The organism is Streptococcus rupicaprae (assembly GCF_040545225.1).
GTDB classification, from domain to species: domain Bacteria; phylum Bacillota; class Bacilli; order Lactobacillales; family Streptococcaceae; genus Streptococcus; species Streptococcus rupicaprae.
In genome coordinates this window covers 1-23,480 of record NZ_JBEPLO010000033.1, presented here as the reverse complement: position 1 = coordinate 23,480, position 23,480 = coordinate 1, and the positions used below count along the sequence as shown (strand labels likewise).

The window sequence follows — 23,480 nt, the reverse complement described above, 5'->3', positions numbered from 1 at the left end:
TGTTTATCCTTGAGGGCTGATTTGAGTTCTGTGATTTGTTCTTGTGTAAATGTCATATAACTATTATACTTCAGATTCTGATTTTTGTTAAGTATAAAAAGAACATTAATATAAAATTGGTAACGCGTTCTCTTATTGTATCACTTCCCTACCATGTTGTCAATAGAATCGTTACGCAATTCACAATTCACCTGTTTTAAAATATAAGGAGAAGACCAAATTGGTCCTCTCCAGAGTTTGGCTTTTCGCAATTCACTACAATTGACAAAGAGCCTTTAAATCAATTCTTTCAATTTACTTTGGTTGACCTCTGGATAGCGGTCTAAGAAGCGACTGATTTCCGTCAAAACAGCAGGAATATGGCCCTTCTCATCATTTTCCACCTGCAAGACCAAGAGGGGTTCATGCAGGCTGAGACGAAGTAAAAACCAGCCCTTGCCAAAAGGTTCTGACAGACTATAGCGGATGCCTTCTTCATTTTCTGGATTGACGGTAAAGCCTGCTACTTGGTGCCCTGCCAAATTCGCAATGATTTTCTTACCAAGGCTCTTGAAATCTTCTGTTTCTAGCTTGAAGCGGACCTCTTGGGTCTCAGCAGGCTGTTTCAGGTCCGCGATCAAATCATCTACTGTTTGGCCTTTTTCAGCCAGCTTAGGCAGTAACATAAGAATTTTTGCGGCTGCATAGGTCCCATCATCCAAGAAATAATTTTCCTTAAAGGCTGCATGGCCACTGGTTTCAATGGCCAACTGGCAATCAACTCCAGCTTCATTGGCCTCAATAGCCCTGTTGATAACATTGCGGTAGCCTGAAATATAACGAATTTGCTTGCCACCTAAACTCTCGATAAAGTCCTTGAGGTGATCAGAAGTTGGCGAATTAGTGACGATGCTGGTCCCTGGATGCTCGCTCAGGGCAATCTGGCTGAGGACCGCAATCAGGTTGTTGCGGTTAAGGATCTCCCCTTTTCCAGTAACGACTGCTGCCCGGTCCACATCGGTATCAAATATAATCCCCAAATCCGCCTCATGAGCCAAGACCGCATCCTGGATACTCTTCATGGCTTCCTTGTTGTCTGGATTAGGGATGTGGTTCGGGAAGGTCCCGTCTGGCTCTAAAAATTGAGAACCCGTGACATCAGCGCCTAAAACGGCTAGGACCTGATCCGCAAAAAAGCCTCCTGCCCCATTTCCAGCATCGACAATAATCTTCATTCCAGATAGGGGCTTCTCGGCGCCACTACCACTTCCATTTCTAATTTTTTCAACCAGGTTTGCGGCATAAGGTGTCAGGATATCCGCCTTGATTATTTGTCCAGACTTTCCGTTTTCTTGTGGCGAGATATTTTCTAGAATAAAGTCAATGTCTTCATGCTCTGCTCCGCCTTTTTTAGAAAAAATCTTAATCCCATTAAAGTAGTAAGGCAAATGACTAGCGGTAATCATGACACCTGCATCACAAGAAAATTCTTCATATTGGGTCGCCATAAACATGGCTGGTGTAGTCGCCAAGCCGAAATCAAGGACCTCAACCCCTTGGGCAACTGCTTCTTCCATGAGGGTCTGGGCCAACTGAGGGCCACTAAGGCGGCTATCACGTCCCACCCCGATGCGAAGAGTTCCCGCCTGATAGGCCTCCTCATTATCTTTTCGTAGCCAGGCAATCAAGCCAGATGCAATACTTTTGACCGCTTCTTGTGTCAGGGTGACATCCCATTCTTTGGTCTCAATAGCGATGCCCCTAATATCCGATCCATTTTGCAAACGTGCGAGTGTTGACATCTCAAGCCTCCTTATAATCCAATACTTATGTAGTCTATTGTATCATAAGCAAGTCTCTTATGAAAGTGTTTGCAAAGATTAGAGATGTTTTTGAGAAAGCAGGCCATCCTTCATCTCATAGACCCGATCACAACCCTCGATCATGCGTAAATCATGCGTGACCATTACGATGGCTTTCTGGCGCTTTTTGGCTTCTTGGGCTAGTAAAGAGACTACCTCATAGGCCCGATTGCTATCCAAGCTAGCCGTCGGCTCATCCGCTAGAATAATCTCTGGATCATGGTAGAGTGCTCTGGCAATGGCTACCCGCTGGCGCTCGCCTCCTGAAATTTCCTTGGGCAACTTGTTCATTAAATGGCTCAAGCCTAAGTCGTCTAGTAGCTGATGGCGGACCTGTCTGTGCTCTTTCTTGGTAATCTTATCCACCAATATCAATTGCTGTTCCACTGTCAAATAAGGGATCAGATTGGAGCTCTGCAAGATAAAGCCAATCTGATCAAACCGCAGGGCTGCCCGTTGCTTCTCAGACAGACGACTATACTCTGTCTGACCGACAAAAACCTGGCCTTGACTGGGTTGTTGCAGGCCTCCTGCTATGGTTAAAAAGGTTGACTTTCCCGAACCCGAAGGTCCGATGATGGCGACAAACTCTCCCTTCTCCACCAAAAAATCCGTTGGCTTCAAGGCGAGGATTTCCTGGTCCCCATCATGAAACACCTTGCTCACTCCTTTTAATTCTAACGCTGGCATACAACCTCCTAACTAATGCTCTTTAGTGGATCAATTTTTGCCACAATTCCTACTGAAAAGAGGCTACCTAGAATAGAACACAAGACAAGGCCTAGGCAAATAGCTCCATTCAACATCCAGTTCATCAAAAATGGGACCTGACTTGGAAGAAGAAGGGCAGACAAGACAGTCAGAGCTAAGCCCAAACTCACCCCCACAAGAACCAAAATCAATGTTTGAATGAGGACAGATCGTCCGATATAGGCTGTAGAAATCCCTTGGGTTTTCATGACACCAAAGATCTGTGTCTTTTGCATGGTCAAGACATACATAAAAATCCCAATCACAATCGCCACAATCAAGACCAAAAATCCAATCATAAAGCCAAAGGTCAATACCTGAGCAGAGTAGCCTGGTATTTGATTGATGAAGTCTGAAATAGAAAGTTTCTCAAGACTCTCTTTGGGATAAGCTGTCAATGAACCTTGTACCACCAAGGCATTGATTTTTCCCTGCATAGGCGGATTGAGGTCTGCTAGCAAGCGGTCATAGGTTTCAAAATCAGTATAGATAAGTGGGGCAACATTGTAGCTGGCTTCCTGAGTGATTCCCACAATCTCTAAGGCCATGTCCGACTTTGCTAGCTTGATGGTATCGCCAATCTGATAGGCATTTTCTCTGGCCAAACGCTTGGAAATAAGGGCTTGATTTTTGTCAAAAATAGCTCGCCCCTCAAGGACCTTGGGAGCCAAAAAACTGGACTGGTCTACAGCAAAAATAGTCGCCTTGACCTTATCCTCATCAGAAGGGGCTTGACTTGTCCAAATGACTGTAGATTGCAGGGCCAATGCTGCTTTTTCTTCTGCCTCGACCTGGTCTATCGTCTCTTTTTCAATCTTAGAGAGTGTCAGGGTTTGAAAAGCATCCTCAGAGAGCAAAATGGCATCAGCTTGCCAGATATCCACCCCGCTGCGGTTAAGATTGGCTAGACCATTTGCCAAACCAGCCAAGAAAAAGACCAAATAGGAGATCAACAACATAAGGCTGATAATGAGGCCATACCGAAACTTGGCCTGCTTGATTTCATTTATCGCTAAAAACACACTATTTCCTCTCTAAAAATAGAAAATGGAGGCAAGCTCCATTTTAGTCCACTTGGTTAAGGGCTACGTCTGGAGACTCTGTGTCCGCTCTTTCTTGTTTTGCAGAAAAGCTATGCACTGCCTCTATTTCGTAGGCCTTGATAATGTCGGCTACCACAGGGTGGCGCACCACATCCTTGGCAGATAGGTACACAAAATCAATTTGGGAAATATGGCCCAGTTTGTCCTTGGCATCAATCAAGCCTGATTTGACGTTGCGTGGCAAGTCAATTTGACTAACGTCGCCATTGATGATCATCTTAGAGTTAAAACCAAGACGGGTCAAGAACATCTTCATCTGCATGATGGTTGTATTTTGGGCTTCATCCAAAATCACAAAAGCATCATCCAGGGTTCGTCCTCGCATGTAGGCCAAAGGAGCAATTTCAATGATCTCTCTTTCCATCAAACGAGTCGTTTGCTCTTTTCCTAGAATCTGGTAGAGGGCGTCATAAACAGGACGAAGGTAAGGATCCACCTTTTCCTTGAGATCGCCTGGCAAGAAACCGAGGCTTTCACCAGCCTCTACAGCAGGACGGGTCAGGATAATCCGCTTGACTTGTCCTCGCTTGAGAGCGGTGACGGCCAAGGTCACCGCTAAAAAGGTTTTTCCTGTCCCGGCAGGACCAATCCCAAAGACCACATCGTGGCGTTTGACACTGTCGACATAGACCTTTTGCCCCAATGTCTTAATCCGAATGGCCTTGCCGCTGTTGTCCTTGATGATTTCTTCCTCATAGAGGGCGACAAACTTGTTAATCTCATCATTTCGAGCCATATTAATCGCTGTCACAACATCTGAAGTGTTAATCAGAAGACCACGGCCAACTAAGACCAAGAGGGCCTGAATAACCAGCCTGGTCAGTTCAACAGCCTCTTCTTGACCGATGACCTGAACAACCTCTGTCCGTGCATGAATGGCCACATCAAATTCTTGTTCTAATAGTTTCAGGTGACGTTCATTGGTGCCAAATAAGGCCATCACATCATCTGGGTGCTTGAGTCGAATATCAATCGTGTGTTTTTGCAAGGCAAAACTCCTTATTCTAAATTATCTCTATTATACCAGAAAATCACGGCCAAGCGTGATTTCTCTCTATGCCAGTCTTTTCTAAAATACAGATTAAACAACTCCATATCGCTTCTGTTTGACTAGTTCACTGATAATTTCTTTCTGCTTTTCTAACGGCTCTCTGAAATGTCTAGCCAAGCGATCTAATTCCGATAATTCTAACCAAGCATAGCTATCATGCTCTTCAGACAGTTTGAATGTGGATAAATCTGTGACACTAGCCAAATAAATAATCCCCACCACTTGAAAAGTTTGATCCCGTTTGACATAGTTCCAGGTGGTCACGAGTTCTATTGGAGTAGCTTCCAGATTAGTTTCCTCTCTGATCTCACGAATAAGAGTCTCTTCAATCGTCTCCCCAAAATCAATACGCCCTCCTGGTAGCTCAAGCTTGGGACTTTGAGGAGCATCCCAGCGATGCAGGGCTAGAAATTTTCCCTCATCATTAAACATCAAGCCTTTAACACCAAAATTTAAGCGTTCTACTCTTTCTTCAGTCATGTCTATTACCTCAATGCGCTAAATACTCTTCCCAAATACGGTCAAAGTCACCTAAATTAAAGGAAAAACTGGCTTGATCTTCCAGATAGCGGCTAATGACTTCAAAGTCGTCAACGTGTTTTGGAAAAGTTGAATCTTCAAAGGCTAGATCAGCTAGGATGGCGACTGGTTGGTTAGACTTGGGATTTCGCTGGGTCATCAACCAGGTATAAAAGGATTTTCTCACGACCAATTCCTCTCTAAAAAGGCATGTCTGATGCGACTGCTCAGGGCATAACGTTCTGGATTTTTACGGTAAAAGGCCTGGTGGTAGTCTTCTGCTGGATAGAAAGGCTGAGCTGGCTCAATCATCGTGACAATGGGACGTGCAAATCGTCCTGATGCCTGCAAGGCCGCCTTAGACTGCTCTGCTATTTCCCTTTGAGCTTCTGTCGTGTAAAAAATCACCGGTCGATAGTTGTCCCCGCGGTCTTCGAACTGACCAAAGGCATCCGTCGGATCCGTCTGGGCCCAGTAAATCTCAACTAATTGCTGGTAGGTGAGCTTGTCAGGATCGTAGATAATCTCAACCGCTTCCGTATGGCCTGTTGTCCCAGAGCATACCTGCTCATAGGTAGGGTTTGCCACATGCCCCGCCGTATAACCCGACAGGACCGAGGCCACGCCATCCATCTCCTCAAAGGGCTTAACCATACACCAAAAGCACCCTCCAGCAAAAATCGCACGTTCCATAACCGATACCTCTCTCATCTTTTTACCTAGTAGTATAACAAAAATCAACCAACTTGTCTTGGCAAACCTTTTCAAATATGCTATACTGTTTTCTATTACAAACGAAAGTGAGGACTCTATCTATGCTAAAAAGAATGACAAACCACCTAATGTCCCTAGGAAGGCAGGTTACTCCTCACTAAAATGGGGTAATCTTGTTTTCCTCACTCTGCCGATTCGGCCGCTCAAGGAGGAGATTCTCTCTTCTCAGAAAGGAAAACAATGTCCCTGACTTATTATATTTTACGTTGCCGTAAGCAAGCTGCTCTGGTTCTTTTTTGGATTATCGTCAATTCCCTTTGCCTGCTGGGCAATGGGCTGGCTAGTGCTCAGGCCTTGACCAGTCTGGTCCCCTTGGATGTCCAGACTTTTCTGTTTTGGTGTGGCATCCAGCTGGGGGTCAATCTGATCTGGATTCTGCAAATCAAGGCCATCACTCCAGCCAAAGAAAAGGCCATGCAGGAGATGAACCAGCTCATGCGTTCTGACATTACTAGACGTCTAGCCCAGACAAATCTGACTCAATTCCGCAAGCAGAGCCAGGAAACCTATACCTCTTGGTTGACCTACGATATTGAGACTATCAACGACATGGGCTTTGAGGTTCTCGAACTCATGTTGAGCCAGGCCTTCAATATCCTTTTAGGCATTACGACCCTGGTTATCTACCACTCCAGTTTCCTACTGACACTGGCCATCTTTGCTAGCCTGATGGCTCTGGCCCCTAAGCTTTTTAGCGCAAAGCTCAATCAGGCAGCGCTAGCCTTTACCCAAAAAAACGAAGCCCTCATCCATGAGATTAGCAACCGCCTCGGCGGCTTTCGACTCCTTTTAAATGCCAATCGCTTGGATCACTTAGAGACGAAAATCCTGGATAGCGCTGATAACTACGCCCACAGCAAAATTGCCTATGCCAAAACCTTCGGTAACATGATGGCGACTCAAAACGGGATCAGTTTTATCAGTCAGATCGCTATTATTGCCCAGGCCGGTTTCCTCTATAGCCTCAAGCTAGTTCCCTTGGGCAGTGTCTCAAGTTCCCCTTATTTTGCTTCCATCGTTTTCCCAAGTTTGACAGGCTTTTTTGCCAACTATGCAGAGCTGAAAAACTGCCGTGCTATTTTTGATAAATGGCAGAGCTTGGAACTTGTTAGCGAATCCTCATCTGAGACTGCCCACTTCCACCAAGATCTGACCCTCCAAGGGGCCAGCATTACTTGGAATGATCAGACCAGCCTTTCTCTCCCAGATTTGACCATTGCCCATGGGCAAAAGCTAGCCATTATCGGTCCATCTGGCAGCGGCAAGTCCAGTCTTTTTGCCGCCTTGCTCAAAGAAAAACCACTTCAAGATGGGCAAATTCAGCTAGACCGCATCGATTATCAGAACCTTTCAGCAAGCAGCCTGCAAGAATTGATTAGTATTGTGCCTCAGGAGGCCTACTTGTTTGAAGATAGCTTGCGCTATAATCTGACCCTAGGGGCTTCAAGAACCGACCAAGAACTTCTAGACACCCTAGCGCAACTCGGACTGGCAGACTGGTTCAAGCAACAAGATCAGGTGCTCGATAGTTGGATCGATCCCAAGACCCTATCTGGTGGCCAAGCCCAACGCCTCTGTCTTGCTCGAGCCATTTTAGCAGACAAACCCATTTTACTGCTTGACGAAGCAACCTCGGCTCTTGAGCCCAAGCTCCGCCAGAAGATTGAAAACGCCCTTCTAGCCATGGATAAGACCCTCGTCATGATCAGCCATCACTTAAGTCCCGAAACAAGGGCTCAATGTGATCAAGTCATTGCATTTCCTCCTTCAATGACATAAGCCTTTAGAAACAGCAAAAGTCCTCCAACTTTGACACTGACGCCTTGGTTAGAGGACTTTTTGGTTTTGAATAAGTTCTAGCCAATAACCTTTCCGTAGCCTGGCCTTAGACCTAAAGTCGATTAGAATCCAACAAGTCAACATTCCCAAGGACCTAATGACAATAGGATCAGGAGAACCATTCTCGCCCATGCAGATAAGAGATCTGCCAAATGTTGAGGCGGTTAGGAGCCAATTTTTTCTGTTCCCAAGCTATCTTGCTTGATTTTACCTGCTTTCATGAGGCCTCCGAGGGCCTTTTTGAATTGTCCCTTGGAGATGCCAAAGATGGCTTGGATATCTTCTGGACTGGACTTGTCATTCAGAGTCATAAAACCACCCTGACTTTCCAGATAGGTCAAAATCATCTGGGCATCATTTTCCAACATCTCAAAAGAGCGTGGTTTCAAAGAGAGATTGAGGGTGCGGTCAACCGACCGATAGCCGATAACACGTGCCTCCAAAACTTGCCCTAAACGTGGTTCTGCGTAGCGCTCATTAGGATGGATAAAGCCCAGCATGTTATTGTCTGGCAGGTAAACAAAGGTGCCTGACAGTTTCAAGCGGTAAACAATAGCTCGCAACTGCTGGTTTTGCATATTGTCATAGGCAGGGCCCGCCAACCTTTGAAAGACTTCAGGATCTGCTGGTATTCCCCAGATTCGGTCTTTCTTATCCACATCAAGCTTGACATAGAGCTGATCGCCCTTTTTAGGCCAGAGGTCCTTGATTTCTGGCAGGATATCCAAGGACACCACCACCTGTTTATCAGGAAGCCCCGTATCGACAAAGACACCCAGGTCCTTACGGACCTCGGTCACCGTCCCCCAGCCAAAGCTAGTCAAAGTCGCCTCTTGGGACTTGGTGGTCAAGCGGAGCTTTTGCTTCATATCCGCATAGGCAAAGCCCTTTACCATAGCCCCAAGCTGGTGCTCGCCCTCAGCCTTATCCAAGGCGTAGGTCTGTCCGTCCTTCTGGACAAAGTAAAAGTCCTTATTCTCATCTGTGACCATCGCCGTGATGGTCTGTGCTAAGTATGTCATACCCTTCCTTTCTTGGTCCATAGCAGAGCTAGCCACCCCATCGACCAAATAAATAGCGTTTTCTAAAGTCCTCAAAGGACACTTTCTCATCAAAGGTATAGAACTGTTCATCCAGCTCAATCAGTGCTTGGCTGATGACGACCTCATCCAAAACATCTTCCAACTTGACGATTTCTCGCACCCGTTGGGTCAGCTGGTAACCATCAGCTGTCAGATAAGTGTCGTCAAGCTGATCTGCAAACTCAGCAAGGAGCACTTCTAGCGTCTGCTTATCTCCGTCAAACAAGACCGTTGAATAGTCTCGCTTCAACCTAGCCTGACCCAGCAAGACCAGCTCCGAAAACGAAGAATAACCCTCCCGCTCTGGGCTAAAACAGTGCTCTACCAGAACCCGTGCCAGATAAGTCCTCATTTGCTCTCCTCCCTTGAAAAATAGCAGAGCGACAAACCTGCCACCCTGCCAAATCTACCTTATGCTGTTGTGATTAGATATCCAACAATTCTTTTTCTTTGTTGACGGTCATGTCGTCAATTTGCTTGATGGCATCATCAGTGACTTTTTGGATATCTTTCTCCAAGCCCTTCAAATCATCTTCAGTGATTTCCTTAGCCTTTTCTTGCTTTTTAGCCTCATCCATGGCATCACGACGGATGTTGCGGATGGCAATTTTGGCGTTCTCGCCAACCTTCTTCACTTCTTTGGCCAAGTCACGACGGGTTTCCTCGGTCAAGGCAGGGATAACCAAGCGAATAACAGAACCGTCCGAAGATGGGGTAATCCCGAGATCAGAAGCGTTGATAGCGCGCTCGATATCCTTTAATGACCCCTTGTCAAATGGAGATACCAAGAGGACACGCGCTTCTGGAATGGTGATGGACGCAATCTGGTTAAGCGGTGTATCGACGCCGTAATACTCTACCGAAATACGATCCAAGAGGCTAGCATTGGCACGGCCTGCACGGATATGACCAAATTCACGCGCTAAACTTTGATGAGACTGAGTCATTCTTTCTTTAGCTTTTTCAACAATAGCGTTTGCCATAGTAAGACCTACTTTCTTTTTCTTTATTTTTTATTGGAGACGGTTGTACCGATTGGCTCACCGAGGACGACTTTTTTGATATTTCCCGGTTCGTTCATATTGAAGACCACCAGGTCAATATCGTTATCCATAGACAAGGTTGCGGCGGTTGAATCCATGATTTTCAAACCCTTATGGATCACTTCAACGTGGGTCAGCTCGGAGAATTTCACCGCATTAGGATCCTTCTTAGGATCCGCATTGTAGACACCATCTACACCATTTTTAGCCATGAGAATAGCTTCTGCATCAATTTCAGCTGCTCTGAGGGCCGCGGTTGAATCCGTAGAAAAATAAGGCGATCCTGTTCCAGCTGCAAAGATAACGATTCTGTTCTTTTCCAGATGGCGAAGGGCACGTCCACGTACATAAGGCTCTGCCACTTGGTGCATGGCAATCGCTGTCTGAACACGCGTGTCCACGCCAACCTTTTTAAGACAGTCAGCCATGACCAAGGCGTTCATCACCGTTCCAAGCATGCCAGTGTAGTCTGCCTGAACCCGATCCATTCCGGCCTCTGCCGCCGGCTCTCCACGCCAGAGGTTACCGCCACCGATGACGAGGGCAATCTCTATACCAGTATCATGCACTTCTTCGATTTCTCTGGCAATTTTTTGGACGGTTGGGATATCAATTCCGACACCCTTGTCACCTGCCAAAGCTTCACCGGATAACTTGATTAATACACGTCTATATTTAGGTCGAACCATGTTACTCTCCTTTTTTTATCTTTACCATTCTACCATAAAAGCAGGAATTTTTGTAGCCATTGCCTTTAATTTTTAAGAGATAATTTCTGTCAGAAAACACTTGAATTACACCAGGGTATTCTTATAAACCTCCAGCAACCGATACTGGCGCCACAAGAGGTAGGCTGCTAAGAAAAAGGACACCAAATCGGCAATAGGTATGGCAAAGACCAAACCTTCGACTCCAAAAACCATTGGAAGGACAAGCACAAGTGGGATTATCAACCCCAACTGCTTGACCAGGGAAATAATAGCTCCCAGTTTAGGTTTTCCAATCGACGGAAAAAAGGTGGCCGAAAAAATTTGAATGCCATTGATGATCGCAAAGAGGAAGAATAGGCGCATATAGCGAATGCCAAAGCTGGTATAAAGGGCATCCCCTGTCCCAAATAAGGCTAGGATTTGCTTAGGAAACAGTTCAAAGCCAATCCAGCAGACCAGTGAAAAGAAGCTCACAGCTTTTAAAGCCACCCGAATGGTTTCCTGGACACAGCTGTAAGCTCTAGCTCCGTAGTTAAAACTCAGAATCGGTTGAGAACCTTGGACAATGCCTATGACAACAGCGATGAAAATCACATTGACCTTGGCAACAATTCCTGCGACTGCGATTGGAATCTCCGCCCCATAAGCCGAAGCTGCCCCATAGATTTTCAGAGCATTGTTCATCACAATCTGTACCAAAACATTAGAAGACTGAAAGACGAAAGAAGCCATTCCCAGAGAGCAAATGGTCAGCAACATCCGCCAATCTGGATAAAAATCCTTGACGTCAAAAGAAACAGACTTAAACCGTCTAAAGTAGAGCATCAAGACCAGGGCTGAGACCATCTGACTGATGACAGTCGCCCAAGCAGCGCCAGCAATGCCCCAACCAAATCCAAAAATAAACCAGGCATCCATCACAGTATTGAGCACAGCTCCGATAATAATGGCAACCATGGAATACTTAGCGGCCCCATCCGCCCGAACCAAGGGATTTGTCCCCAGCGAGAAGAGTAAAAAGGGAATCCCCAGACTAGTAATACCTGTATAGGTCTTGGCATACTCCAAAATCATCTCTGTCGCACCAAATGCCACCAGCATATCTTCAAGAAAGAGGCGCATCAGCAAGCATAACACGAGACCGATTAAAACCAAGGAAACCGCCGCTGTACCTGCAGCCTTTCGTGCCAACAAAGAATTCTTCCGTCCCAACTCCAGATTAAACTTTGAAGCTGACCCAATCCCCACCATTAAGCCCAAAGATAGGCAGATCGTTGTCATGGGAAAGGCAACGTTGGTCGCTGCATTCCCTAAAAAACCGACCCCCTGGCCGATAAAGATTTGATCCACAATGTTATACAAGGCATTGACCAGATTGGCTACAACAGCCGGAATTGCTAATTGCCGTAAGAGTTGAGCAATCGGCCTATAGCCAAAGGGATTTTCTTCTGCTTTCATACATCCTCCACCATAATCGCTATTTTCTGCATCACTTATCCATTATACCAAAAAAAGAAGAGCAGGATAGCCCAGAGTCTCTTCTTTTGCTATAAACGGATTAAAAAACACGCTAGAATAGGGAACGGTTGCTAAGATAAACTAGACCGCTAAATCCCCAGAAAAGCAGGGCAAAAGGTAGAACAGCCCAGGTCTGAATGGTCATCATAAATCCTTCTGCCGGGACCAGCAAAATTGTTCCCAGAAGAGCCGAAATCAACACGAAATAGGATTTCAAAAAAGCAACTATAGATTTCTTCATAAGCAAATCCTCCTATACTGATTATAGCACATTATCCTTTCGTTTAAAACCGAAAAGCAAAAACTCAGCTACCTGAAATAGCTGAGCCTTGACTTATTCGTTTAGAATGAGTTTGTATCAACCTTGATACCTACACCTTGAGTCGTTGTGATGTTAAGGCTTGTAATGTAAGTTCCTTTTGCAGTTGCTGGTTTAGCCTTCAAAATCACATCGTGGAAAGCCTTGAAGTTTTCAGCCAATTTGTCTGCATCGAACGATACTTTACCGATAACCGCCTGAACGATACCAGCCTTGTCAGCACGGTAAGTGATTTTACCACCTTTAGACTCTTCAACTGCTTTAGCAACATCCATAGTTACTGTACCAGTTTTAGGGTTTGGCATGAGGTTACGTGGACCAAGCACACGACCAAGACGACCAACAAGTGCCATCATATCTGGTGTTGCGATGACCACGTCAAAGTCTAACCAACCACCTTGGATTTTTTGAACCAAGTCATCTTCACCGACGAAATCTGCACCAGCTGCCTTAGCTTCTTCAGCTTTGGCACCACGCGCAAATACAAGCACGCGAGAGGTCTTACCAGTACCGTTTGGCAATACCATTGCGCCACGGATTTGTTGGTCAGCCTTACGCACGTCGATGTTCAAGTTGTAAGCAACTTCCACAGTTGCGTCAAATTTTGCGAAGTTAGTTTCTTTTGCGAGCGCTACAGCTTCTTCTACGCTGTAAGCTTTTGTGCTGTCGATTTTTTCAAGAGCAGCACGCAATTGTTTGCTTTTTTTAGCCATTTGTTCTTCTCCTTGTAATCTCTTAAATCAAATAGGTACTGTCTGAATTAGTCAGTCACAGTGAAGCCCATAGAACGAGCAGTACCCTCAATCATACGCACAGCAGCATCTAAATCTGCAGCGTTCAAGTCAGGCATCTTAGTTTCAGCAATTTGTTGTACTTGCGCACGAGTTACTGAAGCAACTTTTGTCTTGTTTGGTGTACCTGAACCTTTTTCAACACCTGCGGCTTTCTTCAAAAGAACAGCAGCTGGAGGTGTCTTAGTGATGAAGGTGAATGATTTATCTTCATACACAGAGATAACAACTGGGATGATCAAGCCAGCTTGATCAGCTGTACGAGCGTTAAACTCTTTGGTGAATCCCATGATGTTGATACCGGCTTGACCAAGCGCAGGACCAACTGGTGGAGCTGGAGTAGCTTTACCTGCAGGGATTTGCAATTTTACAAGTTTTTCGACTTTCTTAGCCATGATATAAAATCCTCCTATTGTGGTTTTGGCGGTAATTAAAAGATTTTTACCTCCCACAAGTATGACAAGCATACCTTTCTATTATACACTAATTAATGGAAATTGCAATGATTTTTACTGACTTTTTTAGTATGCTACTCGTCTTGTCGTTTTTAGTCATATATGGATGATAGAGATCCTGTTAAAACAGTCTACTTTAGATTTTTAAATCTTTCTCCAATGGATTTGCCCATTTCAAGTTTACAAATGGGACTTTTTCCTTTAAAATAAAGATATGTTATTCCTAAAAATTAGTTCGATTTTATTTTTAATTCTTGCCCTGCCCTTAGCACTTGTCTTAACCAGTATTCTACGCTGGCGTTACAAGTCTCTTAACGTAGCAGATGTGGCTCTCCCTCTCTACGCGCTAGCTATTCATATCATCAGTAGCCAAACCTTCATCCATAGCCTTCTACCACTCTATTTTCTGCTATTGTCCCTACTCTTACTCGGGGTAAGCCTCTACTTCTTCCATGTCAAAAAAAGCTTCAGCTACCGTCGGATTTTTAAAATCTTCTGGCGCTTAAGCTTCCTGTTCACTTTCCTCTTTTACTTGGCCCTAGTGATCTACCTTCTTGCCTTGGTCTAGCTGACCAGGCTTTTTCTTTTTGAAAATAGCAGAGCTTCACTCGTGAATTTCCAAGGGCAGACCATCAGGATCAAAGAAGAAGGCCATCTTCTTCCCAACAAAATCATCATAGCGCAGGCCTTGATGCGGAATGCCCAAGCGATCAAACTCAGCCAAACACGCCTCCACAGAAGCCACACGAAAGGCCAAGTGGCGTAAGCCAGTGTGTTCTGGATGAGGAATCCTAGGCCTTTCCGGCGCGTCAGACTTGATAAAGATTTCCAGAATTAAACTGCCTTGCCGCACATTGACAATCCTGTCTCCCTTTTCTGGCCGATCATGCTCAGAAACCACTTCAAATCCCAGCAAATCACAGTAAAAGTGATAGGTTTTCTCATAGTCTTTGCCGATGATGGCAACATGGTGTACCTGGTCCAATTTCATTTTCAGCTCACCCTTGTTGTAATACCTTCCTTGGTTTAGTTCCCTCAGCAGGACCGATAACACCAGCCGCTTCCAAGTCCTCCATGAGGCGGGTCGCTCGGTTAAAGCCTACTGACAGACGGCGCTGAATCATCGAAGCCGATGCTTTCTGGGTCTCAATGACTAGGGCCTTGGCTTCCTCAAAGAGAGGATCCCCCTCTCCTCCATCGCCTGACGAACTGTCGTTCTCACTGACCTCACCTGGATCAAAGGCTTCATCGTAGTCAGCTTCAGCCTGATTTTTGATAAAGGTGACGATGTCTTCCACCTCTTGATCTGAAATGAAGGAGCCCTGAAGACGGCTGGAGTGGTTCTCATCGATTGGCTTAAAGAGCATGTCACCCCGTCCTAGGAGTTTCTCCGCACCATTCTCATCCAGTATAGTCCGAGAATCTGTCCCACTAGAAACCGCAAAGGCGATTCGGCTCGGCACATTGGCCTTGATCAGGCCACTGATGACATTGACCGATGGGCGCTGAGTCGCTAAAATCATGTGAATGCCTGCTGCCCGAGCCTTTTGCCCAATCCGGATAATGGAATCTTCCACTTCTTTGCTGGCTACCATCATGAGGTCAGCCAACTCATCCACGATAACAACGATAAGCGGTAAGGGGATATGCTTCTCATCGGATTGACGATTCCATTCAGCTACCTTGGCATTGTAGCCAGCGATGTTGCGAACCCCAAACCGGCTGAAGAGTTCATAGCGGTTTTCCATCTCGTCAACAACCTTTTGCAAGGCACGGCTAGCCTTACGGGGATTGGTCACCACAGGAATCAAGAGGTGAGGAATGTCATTGTAAACAGAGAGCTCGACCATCTTAGGGTCAACCATCATAAATTTGACCTCATCAGGCCGTGCCTTCATCAGGATACTCGCAATAATACCGTTGACCGCAACAGATTTCCCTGAACCCGTTGAGCCAGCCACCAAAAGGTGGGGCATTCTGGCTAGGTTAAAGGACTTGACAGATCCGTTGACAGCCTTGCCAAGCGGGATTTCCAGGAGGTTCTCCGGATCTGTTTGGGCCTGTTCCCAGAGCTCTCTAAACCCTACGGTCGCAATTTCTGAGTTAGGCACTTCAATCCCGATCAAGGACTTGCCAGGAATGGGCGCCTCAATGCGGACATCCTTGGCAGCCAAGGCCAGAGCCAAATCATCTGAGAGATTGGCAATACGGTTAACACGGACACCCGTCGCTGGTTTGACTTCGTACTTGGTCACTGAAGGACCGATTTCAGCCCGTTCTACGGTTGCTTTGATACCGAAACTCTCAAAGGCCTGCTCCAGCTTGCGGATATTCTCTCGCACAATCTTCTTTTCGCCCAGCTGATTTTTAGGTTTGACAGGAGCTAGAAGATCCAAGCTTGGGAGGCGATATTGAAGCCTCTCTTTGGGCTTGAAGTCTACGACAAGGTCTTCGCTGTCCTCCTCAACCTCATCAAGGTTTTCTAATTCATCAGAGGAAGGGAATTCTGGATCTTCCTGGACTGCTTCTGCTTCGGACCAGCCCCCTTCATCTCCTGCCAGACTGATGGCAACTGTTGAAGGGGCAGATTTTTCTTCCCTACCAAAGGCCAGAATTTCACCGGTTTCTAGGTCAATCCGCCCAGCAAATGCCTCCTCAAGGTCATCAGCTTCCAGCAAATCAGGCTCAGTCTCTGCCAATACTTGCTCAGCCCGCTCCTTACGCGCCTGGGAGCGCTCCTCCGACCAGATTTGAAAGCTCTGCCATTTATCCATCAAACCATGACCAAGATCATAAATGGTCCAAGGACTCATCAAAAGGCAGCCACCAGCAACCAGGAGCACCGCAAAAATCATGGCCCCAATGTTGGTGAAGAGAGCCGCTATAATCTGATGCAAAACACCGCCTAAGAAGCCACCGCCAACAAAGTAAGTGACCTTGAACTGCCCCAAATCTCGCATCAAGTGAGAGAGAGCAGTAGATAAAGCATCCACCTTAGCATTTTCTAAGGCAAAAAAGGTCTGATATCCCAAGGCCAAGCCTATAAAAGCAATGAGAAATCCCCAAAAAATATGCCTGTTTTGCCGTAGCCATTTGAAGCCAAAAAGGTAAAAAATGATTCCTGCGATAGCCAGATAAGCAAGACTGCCGACTAGCAGACGAAGCAGGTTATAGAGGGTAACGCCCACTACCCCTAAACGAGCTGCCGCAAAGAGCAAGAGGAGGGTCAAAACCAAACTGAAAATCATCCGATTGATCGCAGCTTGCCTGGCCTGCTCAGCCTTGCTGGGGCGGCGCGTCGTCTTGCCCTTTTGAGGTGTTTTTTTCTTTGCCATTTTCTTCGTTCCTGTATCTCTTAAAATTTCTTCTTGGGATGGCGGTCGATCACTGCTTGGTTAGCAGCCAGGGCTTCTTGTCCCTTAGGAGTCAAGGCATAGCCTCTAACCGCAAAATAGCGCCCCAATTCTTCTTCGGCCAATGCTTCCTCTAGGGCTACATCTAAGTCCGAACTCTTCAACTTTGATAGGCCAGAAACACCCTTTGCCTTCAAAATCGCCTTCTTAGCGGCTGCATTGATATGCTTCAAGGAAGAAAAGGCTGTCTCTGCGACCACATAACCATCCCTGACTAGCTTTTGCATATGAGCCTTGCCATCAATCCCATAAGTATACTCTAAATACTTAGGCATGACACTCTCTGTCGTAAAGGTACCAAAAGCTACCCGCCACAAGAGGATAATATCCCCAGCCAACAAGCCATCCCCTAAATCTTCCATATTCTTTCGGGGAACTGGTTTAAAGCCTGGTTCATCAAAATCATCTCTTCCCTCAGAAATGTAGGGTTGGTTTGGATATTCTTTATAAACCCCTTTGTTTAACATTACATCAACAATCCCTTCATCACTTTATTGTTCCATTATACCATAGTTAAGAAACGAGGGACAGATTTCTAAATTCATTCACTTGTGAAACAAGTCATACTCAAAGAAAATCAATCTATCCTAGGAAACGAAGTTATGATAGAACTGGACTTCATCGAAGCGAGTTAACAACGGTTAGCTTTGATTTTCAAAGAGTATCAAAAGCATCAGATTCTAATACCTTCCCCGCGAGAGGCTACTATTTACAGTTGGTCTTAGAAACGATTTATGATAGAATATAGGCTAGAACAGAATTAGAAAGGTCTTACATGAAAAAATTAATTCTATGCAGCTTACTAAGCGGCTTCATCCTAACAGCTTGCTCAAGAAAGTCAGAAACACAACAAGAAACGTCTCAGGAGACATCAACTAGCCAAACAACGGCCTCTTCTGAGACCAATCCTCTAGCAGAAGCCTACCAAAAAGCGCTCAAGTCCGATGCCAGCGCTTTTCCACAACTCTCTGAAACAGTCGCTGACAACGAAGCCCAAGTCCTCATGCATACGAGCGCTGGGGATATCACGATCAAACTTTTCCCTGAATATGCCCCTCTAGCGGTTGAGAATTTTCTTACCCATGCCAAGGAAGGCTACTACGATGGCGTGATTTTCCACCGTGTCATCCAGGGATTCATGATCCAAGGGGGTGACCCTCTCGGTAAGGGAACAGGTGGCGAGTCCATATGGGCTGGGAAGGATGATGCCATCGATTCAGGGAATGGCTTCAAAAATGAAATTACGCCTTTCCTCTACAATATCAGAGGTGCTCTTGCCATGGCGAATGCTGGCCCAGATACCAATGGCAGCCAATTTTTCATCAACCAAAACAAGCAAGACCAAACCTCCCAAATTCCAGCAGATATTTTTCCAAAACCTATCTTTGAAGCCTATAAAAATGGCGGTAATCCATCTCTTGACGCTTCTTACACAGTCTTTGGTCAGGTGACTGATGGCATGGAGGTTGTCGACCAGATCGCTGCTGTAGAAACAGATGAGGCCGATAAGCCTAAAACAGATATTACCATCACAAGTATTGAAATCCTCAAAGATTATACCTTCAAATAAATAGAGGGGAACCAGCAGGAGAATTCTCCGTAGAAAGCTTTCTAGGATAATGCTAAAAGCATAAGCTCAAAAACAGATACAATCGAACTATCTGGAAGGGATAGCAAGCCCTCTCAGCTAGTTCTTGTCTATGTTAGCGGCAATCGATCCTTGATTAAGATCTGAAAACGGTTTGAATCGCCTTGCTTCACTGAAGCCTAAACAACTGAAAGTCGAACAATTTCTCATGAAAAAATCTTTCTTATTTCTCGTCTTGATCCTCATCGGACTTGTCGCAGGCTTCTTATTTATACTGCCCGGCACAAGCTTTGAGCAAGACGACGGGACTAATACCAACGCCGCAAACCAGGACAAGGAGAGCTTCTATCAAGACCTGGAAGAAAACTATCCAGACATTTACCAAATGCTTCCCGAAGATGGCAAAACATCCTTCACTATCCCAGGTCTGTTAGAAACAGAGACGCTCGTAGCCAAAGGCGATGACAAGAGCAAGGTGCAAACTGCTAGGGACATGACTCCCCAAGGACTGAGTTTCGTTGAGGATTATATTGTCATTTCCGCTTACAGCAAAGGCAAGGAACATAATTCTGTCCTCTGGCTCATCGAAAAAGAGAGCGGAGAATTCGTGAAAACCATTGTCTTACCAACCATTAGCCACGTTGGTGGTATGGCTTACGATACCGACCATCAACGCCTCTGGATTACAACAACCGATGACGATTCAATCTCTCAGATTTCAGCCCTCAATCTCCAAACCCTGCTTAATGACGATTTCACCAAGAGCCATAAGGCGATTGCCTTTGACTACCAAAAGAACCTAGAGGACATCACCAGATCCTCCTACATGACCTACCATAACAAGGGGCTATTTGTCGGCTATTTTGACAAGGATGATAAAGGCCACATCGGCTATTACAAACTAGATGATAAGGGCTTCCCTCAAGAGGACCAGAACCAAGCTACAGCTGTTTTTGACACACCAGAGCAAATCCAAGGAATCGCCATTGTCAAAGATCAGGTGATTTTCTCCCAATCCTATGGCAACAAAGAGTCTAAGCTCTTGGTCTTTGAAAATTCTGGCCTTGAGAATTGGACACATTTCACAGAGGATAGTGATCAGCTGATCCAGCAGTACACCACTCCTGCCTACATGCAGCAGGTCTTTGCCGATGGCGATGAGCTCTATCTCCTCTTTGAATCTTCCGCAACCCAATACCGCCTTAATCCGTCAGTCGATTCAACCGATCGGATCATCGCTATCATCTTGCCAGACTAACCAAAATGGCTACCGCACAGTCTCTCCTGAAATACCTCTACACTCTTATGAGGAGCTTATCCACTCTGCTGCCTCGGACAGACAGTCCCTATCTTTCGTGAGAATATCTATTGCAACAGTTCAAAAGACATTCCCTATTCGCACAAGGAATGTCTTTTTTCTTATAGACGAGCGTTTAGTTGCTCAGAGAGTTCTTCGTAGCCTGGTTTGCCAAGGAGGGCAAACATGTTTTGCTTGTAAGCTTCTACTCCTGGCTGATCAAATGGATTCACCGCATTGAGATAACCAGACAAAGCAATCGCTAACTCAAAGAAGTAAATCACATAGCCCAAAGAGAAGGCATCTTGTTCAGGAAGGGTCACATAAAGGTTAGGCACACCGCCATCTGTATGGGCCAAGAGTACGCCATCTGTCGCCTTCTTGTTGACAAAATCCACATCCTTGCCTTGAATATAACCTAAACCATCTAAATCTTCCGCAAATTCAGGGATAATCACGTTACGGCGCGGGTTATCAATCCGGACCACTGTTTCAAAAAGATTACGATTGCCCTCTTGGATAAATTGGCCAAGAGAATGCAAATCTGTTGAGAAGTTAGCAGAAGATGGGTAGATGCCTTTTTGGTCCTTGCCTTCTGACTCCCCAGCCAGCTGCTTCCACCACTCGCTAAAGTACTGGAGAGACGGCTCATAGTTTACCAAGATCTCAGTCACATAGCCCTTACGGTAGAGAATGTTACGGATAGCCGCATATTGATAAGCTTCATTTTCAGAAAGCTTATCTGACGTGTAGGTTTTACGCGCTGCGTTGGCACCTTCCATCAAAGCCTTGATGTCTGCACCTGATGCTGCAATCGGCAAAAGTCCAACCGCAGTCAATACAGAGAAACGACCGCCGACATCATCTGGAACCACAAAGGTCTGCCAGTTATTGGCATCTGCCTCAACCTTGACCGCTCCTTTAGCACGGTCTGTCGTTGCGTAAATCCGTTTGTTGGCCTCTTCTTGGCCATACTTTTTCACCAAGAGTTCCTTGAAGACACGGAAAGCAATAGCTGGTTCAGTTGTGGTTCCAGACTTAGAAATAACATTGACTGAGAAGTCCTTATCCTCAACATACTCAACCAAGTCCGCTAAATAGCTAGCCGAAATAGAATTCCCAGCATAGAGGATTTGCGGTGCTTGTCGCTCAGCCTTTGTCTGCAAGTTCGCAAAGTGATTATTCAGGAAATCAATCACCGCACGTGCACCAAGGTAAGACCCTCCGATACCAATCACAACCAAAACATCGCTGTCTGACTTGATTTGCTCAGCCGCAGCTAAAATACGGTCAAACTCTTCCTTGTCATAGTTTTCTGGCAAATCTAGCCATCCTAGGAAATCACTCCCTGGGCCAGTCTTTTCTCTCAAGAGCTTGTCAGCAGCACTGACCTGACTCTGCATATAGTCTAACTCGTGCGCTCCCATATACTGATCTAGAATCGCTGAATAGTTAAATGTAATATGTGCCAATTCACAGTCCTCCAAATATCTTGTTCGCTTCTTATCATACCGTTTTATGACGTTTTTTTCAATCTTTTTTCGTTACTTTTGGCAAAAATCGGCTATTTTCGACTCCTTGTTTTCATCTTTGAACACCTGCTTGTAAACAGGGCCTTGCCAATTAAGAAAAGCCAAGACTTACGCCTTGACCTTTTAACATTAATCTTCGTTTACGAATGGCAAAAGAGCCATTACACGAGCGCGTTTGATCGCAGTTGTTACTTTACGTTGGTTCTTAGCAGAAGTTCCAGTCACACGACGTGGCAAGATTTTTCCACGTTCTGAGATGAAACGGCTAAGAAGCTCAGTGTCTTTGTAATCAACATATTCAATTTTGTTAGCTGCGATAAAGTCAACTTTTTTACGGCGTTTGAATCCGCCACGACGTTGTTGAGCCATGTGTTTCTCCTTATATTATGGTATTAGCATTCGGGAAATTGTAAAAGCATGGTTTTCCTTTCCCAAGCTCAGTCTGAACTCAGACTTCCTGTGTCCAAAGTCACATTAAAACGGTAAGTCGTCATCTGAGATATCCATTGGATTGGTTGTGCCAAAAGGACTCTCATCTCGACCAAAGTTTGGTGTTGCGTTTGATTGTGAAGCACCTGACTGGAAACCACCGCCGAAGCTGCTATCTCCGCCATAGGAATTGCCACCAAAACTGTTGTTAGATTGGTAACCACCTGATTGGCCTTCACGCGCAGTGCGACTTTCCAAAAGCTGGAAGTTTTCTGCAACCACTTCTGTTACATAGACACGCTGTCCTTGTTGGTTCTCGTAGTTACGGGTCTGAATTCGACCGGTGATACCTACAAGAGCACCTTTTTTAGCCCAGTTCGCCAAATTTTCAGCTTGCTGACGCCAAATGACAACATTGATAAAATCTGCCTCACGCTCACCATTTTGATTTTTAAAATTGCGGTTAACCGCTAAAGTAAAAGTCGCAACAGCCTGATTAGAGGGAGTGTAACGGAGTTCTGCATCCTTGGTCATGCGACCAACAAGCACTACATTATTAATCATAAAACACCTGCTTACGCGTCAAGTTTGACGATCATGTGACGAAGAATGTCGCTGTTGATTTTTGATAGACGGTCAAACTCATTAAGAGCCACAGCATCAGTCGCTTCAACAGTAACGATATGGTACAAACCTTCGCGGAAATCATTGATTTCGTATGCAAGGCGACGTTTTTCCCAAGCCTTAGACTCAACAATAGTAGCACCATTGTCAGTCAAGATAGAGTCGAAACGTGCGACCAAAGCGTTTTTCGCTTCTTCTTCAATGTTTGGACGAATAATATAAAGAATTTCGTATTTAGCCATTGATTTTTCCTCCTTTTGGACTAATGACCCACAGGTCTCCTGTGAGTAAGTGAGGTTGTCTCACAAAACAGTATTATATCACAAATTCTTAGAAAAGCAAATGATTTGTACAAAATAACCAGGCCAAACGCATGAACCTCTGTTTGGTGTTTTATCCTCCCTCCTCCCTTTTTTGACTAGATGAGTTTTCTCAAATATTGATCAAAAGCCAAACTAAGGTGAAATTTCTTACGTCTGAGGCTCATCTTTTTGCCCGCATCCAGTTGTTTTAAGACGGCTAGGCAGAACTTATCCATGACATTTCGGTTAAAAGCAAGTTGTTTGTTTAAGGTTTTACTGGCATCTTCTCTAAAAACGACATCTAATTGCCAATGAAGACTTTCAATAGCCCAATGCCCACGAACACAAGCAGCCAATTCTCGCCCACTCACTGGAGTGCTCAAGATAAAATAACGTGTGTCAACTGTTTCCTTACTGCCCTTCTGGCAACGACAAGTCACCCGTCCCAAACTCTGAATGTGAGCCCAATCCGAGTGTTCCCTTCTCAACCAAGCAGTATC

Annotated in this window: 27 protein-coding genes; 4 read left to right on the top strand and 23 right to left on the bottom strand. The window is 45.4% G+C overall.

All coding sequences use genetic code 11. From position 1 onward, the window contains the following. Window positions 1-275: 275 nt before the first annotated feature. The 7 genes from ABID29_RS11080 to msrA all read right to left on the bottom strand — a co-directional run bounded on the left by ABID29_RS11080 (window position 276) and on the right by msrA (window position 5,957). Window positions 276-1,781, bottom strand: coding sequence for a phosphohexomutase domain-containing protein (locus tag ABID29_RS11080; protein ID WP_354366188.1), 1,506 nt, complete (start codon window positions 1,779-1,781; stop codon window positions 276-278). Between the two features lie 78 nt (window positions 1,782-1,859). Then, window positions 1,860-2,531 (bottom strand): ABC transporter ATP-binding protein, encoded by a 672-nt coding sequence (locus ABID29_RS11075; protein ID WP_354366187.1) that lies wholly within the window; start codon window positions 2,529-2,531, stop codon window positions 1,860-1,862. A gap of 8 nt (window positions 2,532-2,539) precedes the next feature. Further along, window positions 2,540-3,613, bottom strand: coding sequence for an ABC transporter permease (locus ABID29_RS11070; protein WP_354366186.1), 1,074 nt, complete (start codon window positions 3,611-3,613; stop codon window positions 2,540-2,542). Window positions 3,614-3,656: 43 nt separating this feature from the next. Beyond that, a complete protein-coding gene (locus tag ABID29_RS11065) occupies window positions 3,657-4,682 on the bottom strand; it encodes a PhoH family protein (protein WP_354366185.1) in 1,026 nt (341 codons plus the stop codon). 93 nt (window positions 4,683-4,775) lie between these two features. Next, window positions 4,776-5,225: an NUDIX domain-containing protein gene (locus ABID29_RS11060; protein WP_354366184.1), complete on the bottom strand. Its 450-nt coding sequence runs from the start codon at window positions 5,223-5,225 to the stop codon at window positions 4,776-4,778. 10 nt (window positions 5,226-5,235) lie between these two features. Further along, complete coding sequence (locus ABID29_RS11055; RefSeq protein ID WP_354366183.1) at window positions 5,236-5,451, bottom strand: YozE family protein; 216 nt, start codon at window positions 5,449-5,451, stop codon at window positions 5,236-5,238. Beyond that, on the bottom strand, window positions 5,448-5,957 hold the full coding sequence (msrA, locus tag ABID29_RS11050; protein WP_354366182.1) for a peptide-methionine (S)-S-oxide reductase MsrA: 510 nt from the start codon (window positions 5,955-5,957) through the stop codon (window positions 5,448-5,450). The genes ABID29_RS11055 and msrA overlap by 4 nt, the downstream gene beginning before the upstream one ends. A gap of 261 nt (window positions 5,958-6,218) precedes the next feature. Between msrA and ABID29_RS11045 the strand changes: the two genes are divergently transcribed. Next, complete coding sequence (locus ABID29_RS11045; RefSeq protein ID WP_354366181.1) at window positions 6,219-7,817, top strand: ABC transporter ATP-binding protein; 1,599 nt, start codon at window positions 6,219-6,221, stop codon at window positions 7,815-7,817. Between the two features lie 224 nt (window positions 7,818-8,041). Here the strand turns inward: ABID29_RS11045 and cvfB are convergent, their stop codons facing one another. The 8 genes from cvfB to rplK form a co-directional block, all read right to left on the bottom strand. Next, window positions 8,042-8,899: an RNA-binding virulence regulatory protein CvfB gene (cvfB, locus tag ABID29_RS11040; RefSeq protein ID WP_354366180.1), complete on the bottom strand. Its 858-nt coding sequence runs from the start codon at window positions 8,897-8,899 to the stop codon at window positions 8,042-8,044. A gap of 28 nt (window positions 8,900-8,927) precedes the next feature. Beyond that, entirely contained in the window at window positions 8,928-9,311 is a 384-nt protein-coding gene (locus ABID29_RS11035; RefSeq protein ID WP_354366179.1) for a hypothetical protein, read from the bottom strand. Between the two features lie 73 nt (window positions 9,312-9,384). After that, window positions 9,385-9,942 (bottom strand): ribosome recycling factor, encoded by a 558-nt coding sequence (gene frr / locus ABID29_RS11030; protein ID WP_354366178.1) that lies wholly within the window; start codon window positions 9,940-9,942, stop codon window positions 9,385-9,387. Window positions 9,943-9,965: 23 nt separating this feature from the next. Then, entirely contained in the window at window positions 9,966-10,691 is a 726-nt protein-coding gene (gene pyrH, locus ABID29_RS11025; RefSeq protein ID WP_354366177.1) for a UMP kinase, read from the bottom strand. 105 nt (window positions 10,692-10,796) lie between these two features. Continuing rightward, on the bottom strand, window positions 10,797-12,170 hold the full coding sequence (locus ABID29_RS11020) for an MATE family efflux transporter (protein ID WP_354366176.1): 1,374 nt from the start codon (window positions 12,168-12,170) through the stop codon (window positions 10,797-10,799). 112 nt (window positions 12,171-12,282) lie between these two features. Beyond that, entirely contained in the window at window positions 12,283-12,471 is a 189-nt protein-coding gene (locus ABID29_RS11015) for a hypothetical protein (protein ID WP_354366175.1), read from the bottom strand. A 101-nt stretch (window positions 12,472-12,572) separates the two neighbouring features. Continuing rightward, a complete protein-coding gene (gene rplA, locus ABID29_RS11010; protein ID WP_354366174.1) occupies window positions 12,573-13,262 on the bottom strand; it encodes a 50S ribosomal protein L1 in 690 nt (229 codons plus the stop codon). 47 nt (window positions 13,263-13,309) lie between these two features. Further along, the gene (gene rplK, locus ABID29_RS11005) at window positions 13,310-13,735 is read right to left on the bottom strand and encodes a 50S ribosomal protein L11 (RefSeq protein WP_168548533.1); all 426 of its coding nucleotides are present in this window, start codon (window positions 13,733-13,735) and stop codon (window positions 13,310-13,312) included. A 274-nt stretch (window positions 13,736-14,009) separates the two neighbouring features. Between rplK and ABID29_RS11000 the strand changes: the two genes are divergently transcribed. After that, a complete protein-coding gene (locus ABID29_RS11000; protein ID WP_354366173.1) occupies window positions 14,010-14,363 on the top strand; it encodes a DUF3397 family protein in 354 nt (117 codons plus the stop codon). A 36-nt stretch (window positions 14,364-14,399) separates the two neighbouring features. On the opposite strand, the gene gloA2 is transcribed toward ABID29_RS11000, so the two are convergent. From gloA2 to ABID29_RS10985, 3 genes are read right to left on the bottom strand one after another with little or no spacing between them, the layout of a single operon-like run. After that, complete coding sequence (gene gloA2 / locus ABID29_RS10995; RefSeq protein WP_354366172.1) at window positions 14,400-14,786, bottom strand: SMU1112c/YaeR family gloxylase I-like metalloprotein; 387 nt, start codon at window positions 14,784-14,786, stop codon at window positions 14,400-14,402. A gap of 7 nt (window positions 14,787-14,793) precedes the next feature. Further along, window positions 14,794-17,130, bottom strand: a complete 2,337-nt coding sequence (locus ABID29_RS10990; RefSeq protein WP_354366171.1) for a DNA translocase FtsK — start codon at window positions 17,128-17,130, stop codon at window positions 14,794-14,796. A 20-nt stretch (window positions 17,131-17,150) separates the two neighbouring features. Next, window positions 17,151-17,675 carry a hypothetical protein gene (locus ABID29_RS10985; protein WP_354366170.1) on the bottom strand — a complete coding sequence of 175 codons (525 nt, stop codon included), beginning with the start codon at window positions 17,673-17,675 and terminating at the stop codon, window positions 17,151-17,153. 308 nt (window positions 17,676-17,983) lie between these two features. Here ABID29_RS10985 and ABID29_RS10980 point away from each other — a divergent pair, with 308 nt between their 5' ends. Both ABID29_RS10980 and ABID29_RS10975 read left to right on the top strand, forming a co-directional pair. Beyond that, window positions 17,984-18,778, top strand: a complete 795-nt coding sequence (locus tag ABID29_RS10980) for a peptidylprolyl isomerase (RefSeq protein ID WP_354366169.1) — start codon at window positions 17,984-17,986, stop codon at window positions 18,776-18,778. Window positions 18,779-19,004: 226 nt separating this feature from the next. After that, window positions 19,005-20,054 carry a YncE family protein gene (locus ABID29_RS10975; RefSeq protein ID WP_354366168.1) on the top strand — a complete coding sequence of 350 codons (1,050 nt, stop codon included), beginning with the start codon at window positions 19,005-19,007 and terminating at the stop codon, window positions 20,052-20,054. Between the two features lie 161 nt (window positions 20,055-20,215). Here ABID29_RS10975 and ABID29_RS10970 read toward each other — a convergent pair whose 3' ends face one another. From ABID29_RS10970 to ABID29_RS10950, 5 genes are all read right to left on the bottom strand, one after another. Further along, window positions 20,216-21,565: a glucose-6-phosphate isomerase gene (locus tag ABID29_RS10970; protein WP_354366167.1), complete on the bottom strand. Its 1,350-nt coding sequence runs from the start codon at window positions 21,563-21,565 to the stop codon at window positions 20,216-20,218. A 189-nt stretch (window positions 21,566-21,754) separates the two neighbouring features. Beyond that, window positions 21,755-21,994 carry a 30S ribosomal protein S18 gene (gene rpsR, locus ABID29_RS10965; RefSeq protein WP_049618463.1) on the bottom strand — a complete coding sequence of 80 codons (240 nt, stop codon included), beginning with the start codon at window positions 21,992-21,994 and terminating at the stop codon, window positions 21,755-21,757. Between the two features lie 105 nt (window positions 21,995-22,099). Continuing rightward, a complete protein-coding gene (locus tag ABID29_RS10960) occupies window positions 22,100-22,618 on the bottom strand; it encodes a single-stranded DNA-binding protein (protein WP_354366166.1) in 519 nt (172 codons plus the stop codon). 11 nt (window positions 22,619-22,629) lie between these two features. Further along, window positions 22,630-22,920: a 30S ribosomal protein S6 gene (gene rpsF / locus ABID29_RS10955; RefSeq protein ID WP_168548543.1), complete on the bottom strand. Its 291-nt coding sequence runs from the start codon at window positions 22,918-22,920 to the stop codon at window positions 22,630-22,632. 176 nt (window positions 22,921-23,096) lie between these two features. Beyond that, window positions 23,097-23,480 (bottom strand): ISAs1 family transposase (locus ABID29_RS10950; RefSeq protein ID WP_354366165.1); only part of this gene is annotated, 384 nt, incomplete at its 5' end.

Excerpts from the sequence above, each read along its gene's own strand:
- ABID29_RS10990 (WP_354366171.1), bottom strand. The coding sequence starts at position 17,130 with ATGGCAAAGAAAAAAACACCTCAAAAGGGCAAGACGACGCGCCGCCCC.
- ABID29_RS10980 (WP_354366169.1), top strand. The coding sequence starts at position 17,984 with ATGAAAAAATTAATTCTATGCAGCTTACTAAGCGGCTTCATCCTAACA.
- msrA (WP_354366182.1), bottom strand. The coding sequence starts at position 5,957 with ATGGAACGTGCGATTTTTGCTGGAGGGTGCTTTTGGTGTATGGTTAAG.
- ABID29_RS11080 (WP_354366188.1), bottom strand. The coding sequence starts at position 1,781 with ATGTCAACACTCGCACGTTTGCAAAATGGATCGGATATTAGGGGCATC.
- ABID29_RS11020 (WP_354366176.1), bottom strand. The coding sequence starts at position 12,170 with ATGAAAGCAGAAGAAAATCCCTTTGGCTATAGGCCGATTGCTCAACTC.
- ABID29_RS11000 (WP_354366173.1), top strand. The coding sequence starts at position 14,010 with ATGTTATTCCTAAAAATTAGTTCGATTTTATTTTTAATTCTTGCCCTG.
- ABID29_RS10960 (WP_354366166.1), bottom strand. The coding sequence starts at position 22,618 with ATGATTAATAATGTAGTGCTTGTTGGTCGCATGACCAAGGATGCAGAA.
- frr (WP_354366178.1), bottom strand. The coding sequence starts at position 9,942 with ATGGCAAACGCTATTGTTGAAAAAGCTAAAGAAAGAATGACTCAGTCT.
- rplK (WP_168548533.1), bottom strand. The coding sequence starts at position 13,735 with ATGGCTAAGAAAGTCGAAAAACTTGTAAAATTGCAAATCCCTGCAGGT.
- rplA (WP_354366174.1), bottom strand. The coding sequence starts at position 13,262 with ATGGCTAAAAAAAGCAAACAATTGCGTGCTGCTCTTGAAAAAATCGAC.
- gloA2 (WP_354366172.1), bottom strand. The coding sequence starts at position 14,786 with ATGAAATTGGACCAGGTACACCATGTTGCCATCATCGGCAAAGACTAT.
- rpsR (WP_049618463.1), bottom strand. The coding sequence starts at position 21,994 with ATGGCTCAACAACGTCGTGGCGGATTCAAACGCCGTAAAAAAGTTGAC.
- cvfB (WP_354366180.1), bottom strand. The coding sequence starts at position 8,899 with ATGACATACTTAGCACAGACCATCACGGCGATGGTCACAGATGAGAAT.
- pyrH (WP_354366177.1), bottom strand. The coding sequence starts at position 10,691 with ATGGTTCGACCTAAATATAGACGTGTATTAATCAAGTTATCCGGTGAA.
- ABID29_RS11015 (WP_354366175.1), bottom strand. The coding sequence starts at position 12,471 with ATGAAGAAATCTATAGTTGCTTTTTTGAAATCCTATTTCGTGTTGATT.
- ABID29_RS10975 (WP_354366168.1), top strand. The coding sequence starts at position 19,005 with ATGAAAAAATCTTTCTTATTTCTCGTCTTGATCCTCATCGGACTTGTC.
- rpsF (WP_168548543.1), bottom strand. The coding sequence starts at position 22,920 with ATGGCTAAATACGAAATTCTTTATATTATTCGTCCAAACATTGAAGAA.
- ABID29_RS11045 (WP_354366181.1), top strand. The coding sequence starts at position 6,219 with ATGTCCCTGACTTATTATATTTTACGTTGCCGTAAGCAAGCTGCTCTG.
- ABID29_RS11035 (WP_354366179.1), bottom strand. The coding sequence starts at position 9,311 with ATGAGGACTTATCTGGCACGGGTTCTGGTAGAGCACTGTTTTAGCCCA.
- ABID29_RS10985 (WP_354366170.1), bottom strand. The coding sequence starts at position 17,675 with ATGTTAAACAAAGGGGTTTATAAAGAATATCCAAACCAACCCTACATT.
- ABID29_RS11075 (WP_354366187.1), bottom strand. The coding sequence starts at position 2,531 with ATGCCAGCGTTAGAATTAAAAGGAGTGAGCAAGGTGTTTCATGATGGG.
- ABID29_RS11060 (WP_354366184.1), bottom strand. The coding sequence starts at position 5,225 with ATGACTGAAGAAAGAGTAGAACGCTTAAATTTTGGTGTTAAAGGCTTG.